This is a genomic window from Devosia sp. Root413D1, from assembly GCF_001425235.1.
Taxonomy (GTDB): Bacteria; Pseudomonadota; Alphaproteobacteria; order Rhizobiales; family Devosiaceae; genus Devosia_A.
In genome coordinates, this window is the sequence record NZ_LMEA01000009.1 from 108492 (window position 1) to 120687 (window position 12196).

The window sequence follows — 12196 nt, forward strand, 5'->3', positions numbered from 1 at the left end:
GTCTAAGCCCCGATGCAGTCGTCAAACCGCGGGTGATACACCGGCAAATCCGCCAGCTCACGCGCGCTCATGCAGCTCAGCGGGTCGTCGCCCGTCTCATCGCCGTCGATCTCGAACAGTCGCGCCAGCCAGAGGCGCAGTTCACTGAACAGGTTGTACATTTTGAAGCCCTCCTTGGGTGCGGTGTACGGCCTAATATGTGCTGTGAGGCTACGCGCGCCAATCGACAAGAATTTGCGATGGGTATAGAAAATCTATATGCCGAGCCCGTTCCCCATTCCGCTCAATGCCATCCGCGCCATCGAGATCGTGGCGCGCCGCGGTGCGCTTGCCCCAGCCGCCGAGGAACTCGGGGTGACGCCGGGCGCCGTCAGCCAGCATCTGCGCCGGGCCGAGGAGCGGCTGGGGCTCGAGCTGTTCGAGCGCACCCCGCAGGGCCTGCGTCCGACTGCGGCCTTGCGCCAGATCCTGCCGCAGCTGACCAGCGGTTTCACCGCGCTGGCTGATGCGGTGGGCAACCTCAAGCCCGGCGACGAGAAGGTGCTGACCCTCACCGTCGGCAGCGTCTTTGCCTCGCGCTGGCTGATCTGGCGCATCGCCAAGTTCAACAAGCTGCACCCCGAAATCGAAGTGCGGCTGGTGGTGACCGGCACGATGATCGATCTCGTCCACTCCGACATCGATTTCGGCATCCGCTTCGGCCGCGGCAACTGGCCGGGGCTGAAGGCCGAGCTGGTCGGCGGGGCGCGCTACAGCCCGGTGGCGGCGCCGTCGATGGCGAAACTGCTGCACACGCCGGCCGATCTCGCCCGTGTGCCGCTGATCCGCGACACTTCCTCTATGCTGCCCTGGGAGCCGTGGTTCGCGGCGGCCGAAGCGCCACCACTCGAACTCACCGGCCCGCGCTACGACGACCCGGCTCTGGCCTTCGACGCTGCGATCTCGGAGCAGGGCGTGCTGATGGCGGTGGATATGATGGCGGCCGACGCGGTCAGCGACGGCCGCCTGGTCCGCCCCTTCGCCACCTCGGTCGAAAGCGACCTCGGCTACTGGCTGATCGTCGCCGAAGGCCGGCGCGAGCCGAAAAAGGTCCGCCTGTTCCGCGAATGGCTGCGGGCCGAGGTGCCGGATTCAGCCGAGGGCTATGTGGCGCAGGTGAAGCGGCGGGAGGGGTAGGGGGGCGGCGCGCGTGGCCTCCCCCACCCAGCTTCGCTACAGGCTTCGCCCAGCTCCGCTACCCTCCCCACAAGGGGGAGGGAGACGATCGAGCCAGCCGGACTATCAGTCATCTCTCCCTCCCCTTGATGGGGAGGGATCAAGGGTGGGGTGGGGCCGCTTGCGCCGGGCGAGCCTCACTCCACCGTCAACGCCACCAGTTCCCCGGTCTGCGTCAGCGGCACATAGACCACCTTCCCCTCAACCCACAGGTCCGCCGCTCCCGGCGCCAGCGTGGTCAGCGTCGTCACCTTGTCGTCGGCATAGCTGAGGATGGTACCAGCCGGGTTGTCGTCGAACACCAGGCTGTCGCCGAGCCGGGCGACGCCGTCGGTGAGGGCGATTTCCATGGCGCCAGTCAGTGGCGTGATGGCTTTGGTGGCGAGGTCCACTGCCTGCAGCCCGCCTTTGCTGTCGAACGTGAAGTCGGGCTTCATGCCGGTGCCCATCGAGCCGACGATCAGCGTCTTGCCGTCGATGAACAACCCGTTCGGGGTGGCGAGCTGCTCGTCGGCCAGCCACTTCTCCACTGTGCCGCCGGCAAGCTTGTAGATCGCCGAGCCCATCAGGTCGCTGACATAGATATCGGTGCCGTCGCTGGTGACGTCATTGGGGAACATCGCCCCCTCGAGCGCGTGGGTGGTGACGATCGAGCCGTCGCTCAGCTTGATCTCGACCAGCCCATTGCTGTCGGCGACGAACAGGCTGTCGCCGACGATCGCCATGCCCTTGGGGTCGGTGAGGCCGGTGGTCCACTGCTCGGTGACGAGCTTGCCGTCGGGCGAGACGAGGGAGAGGTAGCCGTCGGCGCCGCCATCGGGCCCGAAGGTTACCATGTTGGTGACGATCAGCCGGTTGTTGGCTGTGTCGAAAATCACCGATTCCGGCATTTTCAGCCCGCCCAGCCGCCAGCTCTCGGTGGCGCTCTGAGCTGAGGCGCCAAGGGTGGCGGCCGCAACGAGGCCGATGGCGAGGCTCAATCGCAAAAACATGGGTCTTCCTCCGATTATCGATTTTGGCCGGCCTCCGCAGGCGTGCCGGCGGCGCGAGCCTATGCGCACTCGAACAAGGTTCGGCCTTTGCTCGATATCAGCGAAAGGCATGACCGGGGGTTGTCGGACTCGTTGTTCATGCTTAGAATAATTCTAAACTGAATGGCTAGAGCGCTATGTTTGCACGACTTCTCCACCCGCATCTGCGGGATTTCCTCTCGCTCGACGAACGCGAGATCCTCTCCCTGGCGGTTGCCGCCGAAGAAGAGGATGGCGCCATCTACGCCGAAATCGCCGAGCGCTTCGCCTCGCGCTACCCGGCGACGGCAAAAGTGTTCGAGGGCATGGCAGCCGAGGAAGACGGGCACCGGCGCCGGCTGCTCGACCTCTATGTGGAAAAGTTCGGTTCGCGCCTCGTGCCGATCCGGCGCGAGCACGTGCGTGGCTTCATTGAGCGCAAGCCCGTCTGGCTGATGGAAACCATGAGCCTCGAAGCGGTACGCCAGCTGGCCTTCGAGATGGAGGCGGCGGCGTCGCGCTTCTACACCGAGGCGGCCGGCCGAACGACGGATGTCGAAGTGCGGAAGCTGCTCGGCGACCTCGCTGTGGAGGAGCGTGAGCACGCCAACCTGGCCGGCAAGCTCGAAGAGCAGGCGCTCGGCGTCGAGGAGCGGGCCGCCGAAAAGAGCGAGGAGCACCGGCAGTTCCTTCTGACCTATGTGCAGCCCGGCCTCGCCGGGCTGATGGATGGCTCGGTATCGACACTGGCGCCGGTGTTCGCCGCGGCCTTTGCCACCGGCAATACCTGGTCGACCTTCCTCGTCGGCCTCGCCGCCGCCGTGGGCGCCGGCATTTCGATGGGCTTTACCGAAGCCGCCGCCGATGACGGCAAGCTTACCGGCCGTGGCTCACCCATCACCCGCGGCGTCGTCACCGGCGCCATGACCACGCTGGGTGGCCTGGGCCATGCCATGCCCTACCTGATCCCGCATTTCTGGACCGCGACCGGCGTCGCCGTCGCCGTGGTGGTGATCGAGCTCTGGGCCATCGCCTTCATCCAGAACCGCTACATGCAGACCCCGTTCTGGCGCGCCGCCTTGCAGGTGGTGGTCGGCGGGGCGCTGGTCTTTGCGGCGGGGATAATTATTGGCAGTGCTTAGGCTGCATGCAATCGCACGTGGGGAGCCGCTGACAGCAGACGTGGTGCCTTCTCCCCTTGTGGGAGAAGGTGCCCGAAGGGCGGATGAGGGGTATCTCTCCGCGTACTCGGACGCTCCTCGCTTACGCTCGGATCGCGCTACACTTCGTTGCGCGGCCCCCTCATCCGGCGCTGCGCGCCACCTTCTCCCACATGGGGAGAAGGCAAACCGAAGCGCATCATGCCATCCTCCAGGAAACGGCGGAGCGTCCCAATTCCGCGGCAGCCTCTCATCCCGGGCCGGCGGCTATGGTCGTCGCTCAGTTGGCGACGACGAAGAACACCACGAGCACCAGCACGGCGAACAGCCCGACCAGGAATGGCCATGGCAGCAAGTGCAGTTCGTGCTGGGTTTCGAGTCCGTGATCGACGTTTTCGTGGCGGATACCCTGCATAGGCGGCCTCCCGTGATCGTTGCCGGGGCCAAGGGCGCCGGCTCAGCGATCATAGCACTCTCCGCCGTGAGGCGGAACTGCTCACGCCGGAACGCGCCGCCAGCACCAGCAGCACCGCCGGAATGAGCCCGAGCGGATAGCCGCTCGGCTCCATCACCAGCCCGGCCAGCAACGCCCAGGCGCCAATGCCCCAGCCGACAAAGGCCGGCGGCACGAGGCCGCGCCGGTCCATCCACAGCACCAGCGCGCCAAACACCAGCATCGGCAGCGCGAAGCTGCCGAGCGTGGCGTGGAACACCGCGCCATTGGCCGCCATGTCGGGGCTTTGCGTTGCCACCGGCTGCCAGTGTTCGAGCGTCCACAGCTGCCCCGACAGCCATGCCGGCAGCAGCGCGATGGCGTCCATGCCGAGCACGATCAGGTGCAGCACGCTCATCCCGATCATCGTCCATCCAGCCCATTTCAGCATCCGAACCTCCTCAGGCTTTCGAGCGCGGCAGCGCCGCGATGACGATGGCGGCGAGGCGCAGCGCGCCGCATTCGATGCGGATGCCGCAGACGGCGAGCCGCCATCCCGCTCGGGCCTCGGCCTTGGCTGTTTGAGGTGCGCTCATCTTGGATCCCTCCAGTGCATTGCAGGCGACCATACGGTGCCGTATGTATCGGCATCCTCGACGCTCGTCCATACGGTAGCGTATGGATGCGACGGCAGGTCGCGGTCAGAAGATTTGGCGGCAGGAGATCAATGACGTGAGCAAAGCCGAGAGCCTCAGCCGCATGGATTGGACCGTTGCCGCCACCGTGGCGCTCGGCGCGGCGGGTGTGGACGGGGTACGGGTCGAGGCTCTGGCGCGGCAGCTCAAGACTTCGAAGGGCTCGTTCTACTGGCACTTCCGCGATCGCGCCGACCTGCTCGATGCGCTGCTGACGCTGTGGGAAGACGAAGGCACCGAGCAGGTCATCGCCGCCGCGGCGCACCTGCCGACGCCGGCCGCGCGGCTCGATGCCGTGCTCGAGGAAGCCGTGCAGTTCGATGTGCATGGGGCCGAGGTGTCGGCGGTCGAAGGCGCCATCCGCGCCTGGGCCGGCCAGGACGAGGCGACGGCAGCGCGGGTCCGCACCATCGACGCGCGCCGCGTCGACTATCTTCGCGATGAGCTGCTGCTGGCGGGACACGCCCCGGACGTGGCGCAGCGCCGCGCCGAAGGGCTGTATTTGGCGCTGCTCGGCTACTACGCCGCCCACCGCTACGCCTCGCCCTCGGCCACAGGGGATGCCCTTGCGGTGCTGCTACGGCTGGCGGTGGACTAGCGCGCCGGACCTTCAGTCGGCCGCCCTCTCCCGCTTGTGGGGGAGGGGGGACCACGCGAAAGCGTGGTGGGAGGGGGGAGCCCCACGCGTTGAAAGTGGGTCATGCTTCCCTCACCGGCAGTGAGCGGATGGGGCAGAGCCGGCGTTTGCGGCTCCCCCCTCCCACCGTCCTTTCGGACGGTTCCCCCTCCCCCGCAAGCGGGAGAGGGCGTCCCGACTGCCAAGTCAGCGGGTGGGCAATCAGCCCCCCGCCGGCGGTGCGAACACCGTGATCGCACCCGGGCGGATGCGGAAATGTGCCGGGGTCTGGGTGACGATGTCGCCGTCGAGATTGACCGGGCGCGGCTTCCTGGTGCGGATGTCGAACTCGACGCAACGGGCGGTGCGCACTTCTTCCCAGGCGCCATGCGTGCCGGAACGGAAGGCGCTCAGCATCAGCGCCAGCTTCCAGACATTGTCGATCTCGAGGCTGTAGAGGTCGAGCGTGCCGTCCTCGATGCTGGCATCCTGCTCGATCACCGTGCCGCCGCCATAGTGCCGGCCATTGCCCACCGCGATCTGGTAGGTTTTGACGTGCGAGGTGCCTTCGCGGTTGATGATGGTGGCGCTGAACGGCCGCGCCTGCATCAGCACCTTGAGCGCGCCGATGGCATAGCCGAGCCGACCCCAGCGCCGCTTGGTCTCGGCGCTGAGCCCCATGGCGAGGTCGGCGCCGAGCCCGATGGTCGCGACATTGAAGAACGGGTGGCCGTTGACGTCGCCGAGGTCGACCCGGCGCTGGTTGCCGGCGATGATGATGTCGGCAGCGAGGTCGAGCTGCGTCGGGATCTCGAGGGTGCGGGCCAGGTCGTTGGCCGTGCCCATCGGCAGGATGCCCATTGGCAGCCCCGCCGCGACCACGCCATTGGCCGCCGCGTTGATGGTACCGTCGCCACCGCAGACGATGGCGAGGTCGGCCTCGTGCCGGCGCCTGACGATGTCGGCCGCCACTTCACCCGGCGAGCTGAACCGCTCGATCGCCACGTCGATGCCGCCGGCTTCCAGCCGGTTAACAATCGGATCGAGGCTCTCGGTACCGCGCCGGGCATTGGGATTGACCAGCATCAGCGCCCGACGGCGCGCGGGAAGGCTCATAGGCAGGGCTCACGTTGCGAACGGCCGTAGATGGAGGCGCAGCCATGAAACCGCAAGAGCGGCCAGATGCCGCCGCCGATGGGTTGCCACCGTCCTCACCTCCCCCCGATCCCGAGTGGGTGGAACAAACTGTGCAATCTAGCGGCGAACGATCGAGGCTAGATGCCGCCGCGCGCCTTCACCAACTCGCGCATCGCCGGCGCTTCGGCGTCGGTTTCCGCCGCGAGACCGTGCGCCACGCCGACCCGGTCAAGCTCGGGCCGGTTCTGGCTGGCCTTGAACTTGGCGTCGATGGCGGCGATCTCGATCTCGATGCCGACAATGCCCTTGAGCTGGCTGGCGATAAAGGCGTCCGGCGCGTCCGACACCGCCCATGGCTTCTGCCGGCTGCCCTCGTGCTGCGCCGTCAGCGCCGAGACATTGGCATGCAGCCACGCGGCGTCGTCGATTATCCGGGCGCTGCCCCGCGCCTGGACGATGGCATAGTTCCAGGTCGGCACGACTTTGCCGTCCACTGCCTTCTGCGGGTACCAGCTGGGCGTGATGTAGTGCTCGGTGCCCTGGAACACCACCAGCACGTCAGGGTTCTGGCCCAGCGCTTTCCATTGCGGGTTGGCCCGCGACATGTGGCAGCGCAGCGTCCCCAGCGGGCCTTCCGCTGCGTAGAGCAGGAACGGGATCGGGTTGGCCAGCAGCCCCTCGCCGGCCGAGATCAACAGCCCGAGCGGATGCGCGGCGATGAACGCCTGCTGCGTTTCGAGATCGGTCTCGCGGAAGGCAGGTGGCTGGTACATGGATGCCTCGAACGTGCTGCGATGATTGCCAGGTCATTTTCATCGATAAGCTGAACCACTCGCGATGTCATCCCAGCGAAAGCTCCACCCTCATCCGGATCTTTCGGTTTTCGCCTCCCTCCCCCTTGAGGGCAATCGCATATGGAAGCCACCGGCCGTTGTGTGAGTGCCTTCTCCCCTTGTGGGAGAAGGTGCCCGAGGGGCGGATGAGGGGTTCTCTCCGCGTACGGTGTCGCTCGTCGCTTTCGCTCCGACCGCGCTACACTTCGTTGCGCGGCCCCCTCATCCGGCCTTCGGCCACCTTCTCCCACAAGGGGAGAAGGCCATCCAACTGCTGTCAGAGCCCATATGCGAGCCCAAACCCCTCCCCTCCTAGGGGACGCGTAGCGCCCCGTGGGGGAGGGGAGCGCTCGGCTTCCGCCAGCGGACAAGAGAACGATGGCTGAACAGCGTTTCAGCCGAGGCGCAGCGGCTCCGGTTCGAGCGCCACGTGCAGCTCGTGCCGCCCGGCCGGCAGGCCGGGCAGGTAGCCGAAATCGAGCTTGTAGTCGGTGGCCTTCAGCCCCGCCACGGCGGCATGCGCATAGAGCTTCTCGAAGCCGGCGGCGATCTCGACCAGCGGGCCGTCGTGCACGATCCTGAGGTAGCGCTGCGCCGGGATGACGATCCGCACCATGCCGTCGGGCACCTCGGTTTTCTTCGCCGCGAGGTAGCCGACCAGCTCGCGGTAGATGCCGTTGTCGCGTGAGATCGATACCTCGAGAAACGAGCTGGCGCCGGTATCGGTCTCGAACAGCCGGGTCCAGGCGGCCGGGATGGCTTTGGGCAAGTCGTTCCAGTGCGCCTCGACCAGCACGCCGATGGCGTGCATCTCCGGCAGTTCGACGGTCTCGATCATCGATAATCCTCAGCGATCAGGCTCGCCGCCTTGCTCCCGATCGCCATGGCGGCGGCATTGGTATTGGCCGACGGAATGGCCGGAATGATCGAGCAGTCGATGACCCGCAGGCCCTCGACGCCGCGCACCCTGAGCCGCGCATCGACTACCGCCATCGGATCGTCGTCGCGCCCCATCTTCAGCGAGCCCGACGGGTGATAGTTGGTCTTCACCGTCTCCTGGGCAAAGCGGGTCATGCCGGCGAGATCGGTAACATCCTTGCCCGGCAGGATCTCTTCTTTGATCTTCGATAGGAACGGTTCGGTATCGAGCAGCCGGCGCGCATGCCGCATCGAAGCGAGGGTGAGCCGCAGATCTTCCGGGTCGCCGAAGAAGTTGCAGTCGACCAAAGGCTGCGCCGCCGGGTCGGCCGAACGCAGCCGCACTGTGCCGCGCGCCTTGGGGCGCAACAGGCATGAGGTGAAGGTGACGCCCCAGGTCGGCTGGGCCTTCGACACGTCCCGGTCCTGGTAGACGATCGGTGCGCAATAGAGCTGGATGGTCGGCCGCTCGCCGCCATCGGGATCGTAGAACAGGCAGGATTCGATGCCGGTGGTGGTCACCGGGCCCGAGTTGAACAAGAGGTACTGCAGGCCGTTGCGGAACATAGGCCAGCCCTTGTCCTGGCCGAAATAGCCCGACTTGCCCTTGGTGGTGGCGATCACCGGGACCTCGTGGTGGTCCTGCAAATTCGAGCCGACACCGGGCAGGTCGGCGAGCACGGGGATCTGGAAATCGTCGAGGTGGTCGGCCGGCCCGATGCCGCTCAGCATCATCAGCTTGGCCGAATTGTAGGTGCCCGCGCCGACCAGCACTTCGCGCCCGGCCCGTGCCTCATGCGGATCGCCATCGCGGGTATAGGCGACGCCGACGGCGCGGCCGTTCTCGATGATGATCCGGTCGACCCGCGCCTCGGTGACGATGGTCAGCCGCCGGTCGCGCCGTAGCGGGTCGAGGAAGGCTTTCTTGCCGTCCGAGCGTTCCTTGTAGCGGCCCCATTGCCCGTAGGTGTGCTGCATGATGCCCACCCCGTTCTGCCGCTCACCGTTGAAATCGGGGTTGTAGCGGTGGCCGAGCCCCTGCGCCGCGAGCAGGAAATCCTCGGTGGTATCGGAGATATGGCCGGGATCGGAGACGCGCAGGTTCCCCGAAATGCCGTGGAACTGGTCATTGAAGCGGGTGTTGCGCTCCAGCCCGCGGAAATGCCCCAGCATATCCGCATAGCTCCACTCTTCGGCATTGCCGAGCCCGGCGGCCCAGCCGTCATAGTCTTCCTTCTGGCCGCGCATATAGACCATGGCGTTGACGGCGCTGCCGCCGCCCAGTGCCTTCGCCACCGGCACGATCGGCGCCCGGCCGCCCAGTTGCGGCTGCGGCACCGTCTTGTGCATTTCGAGGAAAGTGTCCTGCGCCAGGTACTTCATGTAGCCGGCCGGCATCGCCATGATCCGGTTGGTCGAGCGCGGCCCGCGCTCGATGATCAGCACCGAATAGCCGAACTCCTTGACCAGCCGCATCGCCGCCACCGACGCCGCCGAGCCGCCGCCGCAGATGATGAAATCGAAGCTCCGTTCGGCCATGTGGAATCCCTTGCAACGCGCTCGTTTTAGCCGCCCGGCGGAGTGTTGGATAGGCTGCCATCGTCTTGAGCTGTTGCAGCAATTCGGCAACGGGGTCGTTCAAATCTCTCAGTAAACCGCGGACTCGGCTTGCCAGAATTCTGTTGTGGTGCAAGTCTTTCGCCCAGTTGTTGAGGGCGGACCATGTCAGTTTTGCGCGTGACTAAAGCAGCGCTGCTTGCCAGCGTGTTTTCGATTCCGTTCGGTTTTGCGGCATCTGCCGCCGACCTGATCCTCACCTCGCCGGAGCCGGTCGAAGATCAGTATGTCGATCTGGTGCTGCCGGCGGTTTCTGCGATCAACGGCAAGCTGGAGCTGGATTTCGGCGGCATCACCGATCCGGAGAGCGCCACCTTCCGCGCCGCCGGCTCACTATCGGTGCCGATCGGCGAGCGCTTCGGCGTCCAGGGTGACGTAGCCATCGGCAATATCGATGACAGCTGGTCGTTCGGTGGGGCGCTGCACGCTTTCACCCGCGACCCCTCGTCCTATCTGCTCGGGGTCACCGCCGGCGTGGTTGTCGCCGATGGCGCGCGGCTCGCCGCGATCGGTCCCGAAGCGGAACTCTATCTCGACCGGATCAGCCTCGAAGGCTGGGCCGGCTGGGCGGCGATCGACTATGACGACATCGCGATGCCCGACGAGAACGGCTTCTTCGCTATCGGCGATGTGGCCTGGTATCCGACCGATGACTGGCGCCTCAGCCTCGGCGCCGCCTCGATCCTCGGGCGTGAATCGCTCAAGCTCGCCACCGAATACCAGTTCAGCGGCCTCGGCTTTCCGCTTTCGGGCGTGGGCGAAGTGCGCGCCTACGATACCGGCGCCTACAGCTTCCGCGTCGGCATCAAGGGCTACCTCGGCGATCCCGACAAGAGCCTCATCGACCGCCACCGCCAGGACGACCCGCCGAACCGCGCGCTGGACCTGTTCAGCGCGGCCGGGGATCTGCTCACGGCGGAGCCGGATGGGCCGCCGGATGAGCCGTGCCCTTCCGAGAACGAGTCATGGCAACTCGTCGAAGGCGAATGGGTCTGCGAGTATAATAATGAGAGTTGATTCAGCCGCCGCGGCGGGCTGGTAGGCTTCAGCAAGTTCAGTGCTATGGGCGCGGCGGTGTCCGCGCCCATTCGTTTATGTACTCGATATACTTGCCTGCAGCGGTAAGCGGGATCTCGCGGACGGGTACAAATCGGACTTCCGCATCCGGGAAGAAAGCGGCGTGGAATGCCGACCTGGCTGAGGCCTCGTCCGCTACCACTGACCCGTCGCGCGGCACATAACGGACCTCGAACTGCAACGGCCCCACCTGGGCGATCTGCCAGAAGCTGCAGTTCAACGCCGTGCGCGCACCACTGCCCAACATGGTTGCGATCTGCCGACCGTCGGGATGGCTGAAAATAGCGATGGACCGTCCTTCGATCGCCGCCAGCACCGGCAGATGGCGTCCGCATGTGCAGGGTGGGCCGAAGCGAGCGATGTCGCCTTGCTCGTAGCGGATGAGCGGCTGGGCGGTACTGACGAAGGGCGTGATGATGACGCGGCCACTGGCACCGGGGGCCACTGCGTGGCCCGCTTCGTCGACGATCTCCACCAGCACGCTCTCAGAGTTGACGTGCATGCCCGTACCATGGTCGCAGGGATAGGCGATCGGACCGCCCTCCTTGGAGCTGTAGAGCTCGAGCGATCTGGCTCCGAATACCCGCCGGCACGCAGCCTTGTCCTCGTCGTCCATGTGCCCACCTTGGGCGAGCACATAGTGCAGCTTGAGCTCAAGGCCGAGCCGCTCGGCTTCGAGTGCCAGTACATGCAGGGTCTTGGGTCCGGTGGAATAATAGCGCGAGCCCGTGCGCCTGATGAACTCCAGGTTCTCCCGCATGGTGGCGTCGCTGTGCAACTCGAACGCCTGCCCGAGTTGCGCTGCCGCGTCCCACGAAGGGCCCCAGCGTCCGCGCGTTAGTCCGTGCGGATAGACTGAGCGGGCGTCGGATCCGATGCGCGCAGTGTATGCCGCCGACCAGTCTAGATCGTGCCATCGCTGGGCCCGCCATCGATTGGCGTTGCTTGTGAGAAAAGTAAGCCGGTTGCTGGTGATTTGGACCGGCTCGCCGGTCGAGCCGGAGCTGGCAACCGTGCTGGACTGACCGTGTCCCAGCGGCACTTCGAGCGCCAGCATCGCGGCGCGATGAGCGCTCATATCGTGACGTGTTACGATGGGGATTTCTTCCCACCGCCCCCAGTCGATATCGCCGGTGGCGGTGAACACCGGATCGAGGCGCTTCTCGTAGAACGGCACATTGGCGCGCGCATGTCGCAGCAGTTGCGCCAGCTGGCTGCGCTGGTAATCGAGCATGGTCTCGGGGAGCCAATACTGGCTCTCCATCAGCATGTCGTAGAACTCGTGCTGCAAGTCGCGCGCCTGGGCCATCGGTGGACTAAAGCCGAGCCGGGCGACGGGAGCAAGCGTCGTCCGGCCCCGCCGCTTGGCGCCCCTCACCTTCACCCTGACCCTCTCCCCAGAGGGGCGAGGGGACGCACTTTGCACCGCCCGTGCCACATCGCGCCCTCGCCCCTCTGGGGAGAGGGCTGGGGTGAGGGGCGCCA

General features: G+C 66.2%; 14 protein-coding genes. 4 read left to right on the forward strand and 10 right to left on the reverse strand.

Annotated elements, in window-relative coordinates:
- Nucleotides 1-2: 2 nt before the first annotated feature.
- Entirely contained in the window at nt 3-161 is a 159-nt protein-coding gene (locus ASC89_RS28495) for a hypothetical protein (protein ID WP_156384604.1), read from the reverse strand.
- Nucleotides 162-258: 97 nt separating this feature from the next.
- Between ASC89_RS28495 and ASC89_RS12560 the strand changes: the two genes are divergently transcribed.
- The gene (locus ASC89_RS12560) at nt 259-1176 is read left to right on the forward strand and encodes a LysR substrate-binding domain-containing protein (protein ID WP_055998283.1); all 918 of its coding nucleotides are present in this window, start codon (nt 259-261) and stop codon (nt 1174-1176) included.
- A gap of 176 nt (nt 1177-1352) precedes the next feature.
- Here ASC89_RS12560 and ASC89_RS12565 read toward each other — a convergent pair whose 3' ends face one another.
- On the reverse strand, nt 1353-2207 hold the full coding sequence (locus ASC89_RS12565) for a PQQ-binding-like beta-propeller repeat protein (protein ID WP_055998286.1): 855 nt from the start codon (nt 2205-2207) through the stop codon (nt 1353-1355).
- 176 nt (nt 2208-2383) lie between these two features.
- Between ASC89_RS12565 and mbfA the strand changes: the two genes are divergently transcribed.
- A complete protein-coding gene (mbfA, locus tag ASC89_RS12570) occupies nt 2384-3367 on the forward strand; it encodes an iron exporter MbfA (protein ID WP_055998289.1) in 984 nt (327 codons plus the stop codon).
- Nucleotides 3368-3665: 298 nt separating this feature from the next.
- Here mbfA and ASC89_RS29115 read toward each other — a convergent pair whose 3' ends face one another.
- The 3 genes from ASC89_RS29115 to ASC89_RS29120 are packed head-to-tail and all read right to left on the reverse strand — an operon-like array spanning nt 3666 to nt 4414.
- Nucleotides 3666-3800, reverse strand: coding sequence for a hypothetical protein (locus ASC89_RS29115; protein WP_257720954.1), 135 nt, complete (start codon nt 3798-3800; stop codon nt 3666-3668).
- A gap of 49 nt (nt 3801-3849) precedes the next feature.
- Nucleotides 3850-4269 (reverse strand): hypothetical protein, encoded by a 420-nt coding sequence (locus ASC89_RS12575; protein ID WP_156384606.1) that lies wholly within the window; start codon nt 4267-4269, stop codon nt 3850-3852.
- Between the two features lie 10 nt (nt 4270-4279).
- Entirely contained in the window at nt 4280-4414 is a 135-nt protein-coding gene (locus ASC89_RS29120) for a hypothetical protein (RefSeq protein ID WP_274532708.1), read from the reverse strand.
- Nucleotides 4415-4550: 136 nt separating this feature from the next.
- Here ASC89_RS29120 and ASC89_RS12580 point away from each other — a divergent pair, with 136 nt between their 5' ends.
- The gene (locus tag ASC89_RS12580; RefSeq protein WP_244488457.1) at nt 4551-5111 is read left to right on the forward strand and encodes a TetR/AcrR family transcriptional regulator; all 561 of its coding nucleotides are present in this window, start codon (nt 4551-4553) and stop codon (nt 5109-5111) included.
- A 240-nt stretch (nt 5112-5351) separates the two neighbouring features.
- On the opposite strand, the gene ASC89_RS12585 is transcribed toward ASC89_RS12580, so the two are convergent.
- The 4 genes from ASC89_RS12585 to ASC89_RS12600 all read right to left on the reverse strand — a co-directional run bounded on the left by ASC89_RS12585 (nt 5352) and on the right by ASC89_RS12600 (nt 9556).
- Nucleotides 5352-6245 (reverse strand): lipid kinase, encoded by an 894-nt coding sequence (locus ASC89_RS12585; protein WP_055873111.1) that lies wholly within the window; start codon nt 6243-6245, stop codon nt 5352-5354.
- A gap of 158 nt (nt 6246-6403) precedes the next feature.
- Nucleotides 6404-7039: an FMN-binding negative transcriptional regulator gene (locus ASC89_RS12590; RefSeq protein WP_055998299.1), complete on the reverse strand. Its 636-nt coding sequence runs from the start codon at nt 7037-7039 to the stop codon at nt 6404-6406.
- 454 nt (nt 7040-7493) lie between these two features.
- Nucleotides 7494-7937 carry a GyrI-like domain-containing protein gene (locus ASC89_RS12595; RefSeq protein WP_055998302.1) on the reverse strand — a complete coding sequence of 148 codons (444 nt, stop codon included), beginning with the start codon at nt 7935-7937 and terminating at the stop codon, nt 7494-7496.
- Entirely contained in the window at nt 7934-9556 is a 1623-nt protein-coding gene (locus ASC89_RS12600) for a GMC family oxidoreductase (protein ID WP_055998305.1), read from the reverse strand. Before ASC89_RS12600 ends, ASC89_RS12595 begins: the two co-directional genes overlap by 4 nt.
- Nucleotides 9557-9739: 183 nt before the next feature.
- Between ASC89_RS12600 and ASC89_RS12605 the strand changes: the two genes are divergently transcribed.
- The gene (locus ASC89_RS12605) at nt 9740-10651 is read left to right on the forward strand and encodes a hypothetical protein (protein WP_055998308.1); all 912 of its coding nucleotides are present in this window, start codon (nt 9740-9742) and stop codon (nt 10649-10651) included.
- A 43-nt stretch (nt 10652-10694) separates the two neighbouring features.
- On the opposite strand, the gene ASC89_RS12610 is transcribed toward ASC89_RS12605, so the two are convergent.
- Complete coding sequence (locus ASC89_RS12610) at nt 10695-12020, reverse strand: phenylacetate--CoA ligase family protein (RefSeq protein WP_156384607.1); 1326 nt, start codon at nt 12018-12020, stop codon at nt 10695-10697.
- Between the last annotated feature and the right edge of the window lie 176 nt (nt 12021-12196).

Bases quoted from the DNA above. Each gene is read 5' to 3' on its own strand.
- ASC89_RS28495 (WP_156384604.1), bottom strand. From the start codon at position 161: ATGTACAACCTGTTCAGTGAACTGCGCCTCTGGCTGGCGCGACTGTTC.
- ASC89_RS12560 (WP_055998283.1), top strand. From the start codon at position 259: ATGCCGAGCCCGTTCCCCATTCCGCTCAATGCCATCCGCGCCATCGAG.
- ASC89_RS12565 (WP_055998286.1), bottom strand. From the start codon at position 2,207: ATGTTTTTGCGATTGAGCCTCGCCATCGGCCTCGTTGCGGCCGCCACC.
- mbfA (WP_055998289.1), top strand. From the start codon at position 2,384: ATGTTTGCACGACTTCTCCACCCGCATCTGCGGGATTTCCTCTCGCTC.
- ASC89_RS29115 (WP_257720954.1), bottom strand. From the start codon at position 3,800: ATGCAGGGTATCCGCCACGAAAACGTCGATCACGGACTCGAAACCCAG.
- ASC89_RS12575 (WP_156384606.1), bottom strand. From the start codon at position 4,269: ATGCTGAAATGGGCTGGATGGACGATGATCGGGATGAGCGTGCTGCAC.
- ASC89_RS29120 (WP_274532708.1), bottom strand. From the start codon at position 4,414: ATGAGCGCACCTCAAACAGCCAAGGCCGAGGCCCGAGCGGGATGGCGG.
- ASC89_RS12585 (WP_055873111.1), bottom strand. From the start codon at position 6,245: ATGAGCCTTCCCGCGCGCCGTCGGGCGCTGATGCTGGTCAATCCCAAT.
- ASC89_RS12590 (WP_055998299.1), bottom strand. From the start codon at position 7,039: ATGTACCAGCCACCTGCCTTCCGCGAGACCGATCTCGAAACGCAGCAG.
- ASC89_RS12595 (WP_055998302.1), bottom strand. From the start codon at position 7,937: ATGATCGAGACCGTCGAACTGCCGGAGATGCACGCCATCGGCGTGCTG.
- ASC89_RS12600 (WP_055998305.1), bottom strand. From the start codon at position 9,556: ATGGCCGAACGGAGCTTCGATTTCATCATCTGCGGCGGCGGCTCGGCG.
- ASC89_RS12605 (WP_055998308.1), top strand. From the start codon at position 9,740: ATGTCAGTTTTGCGCGTGACTAAAGCAGCGCTGCTTGCCAGCGTGTTT.
- ASC89_RS12610 (WP_156384607.1), bottom strand. From the start codon at position 12,020: ATGGCCCAGGCGCGCGACTTGCAGCACGAGTTCTACGACATGCTGATG.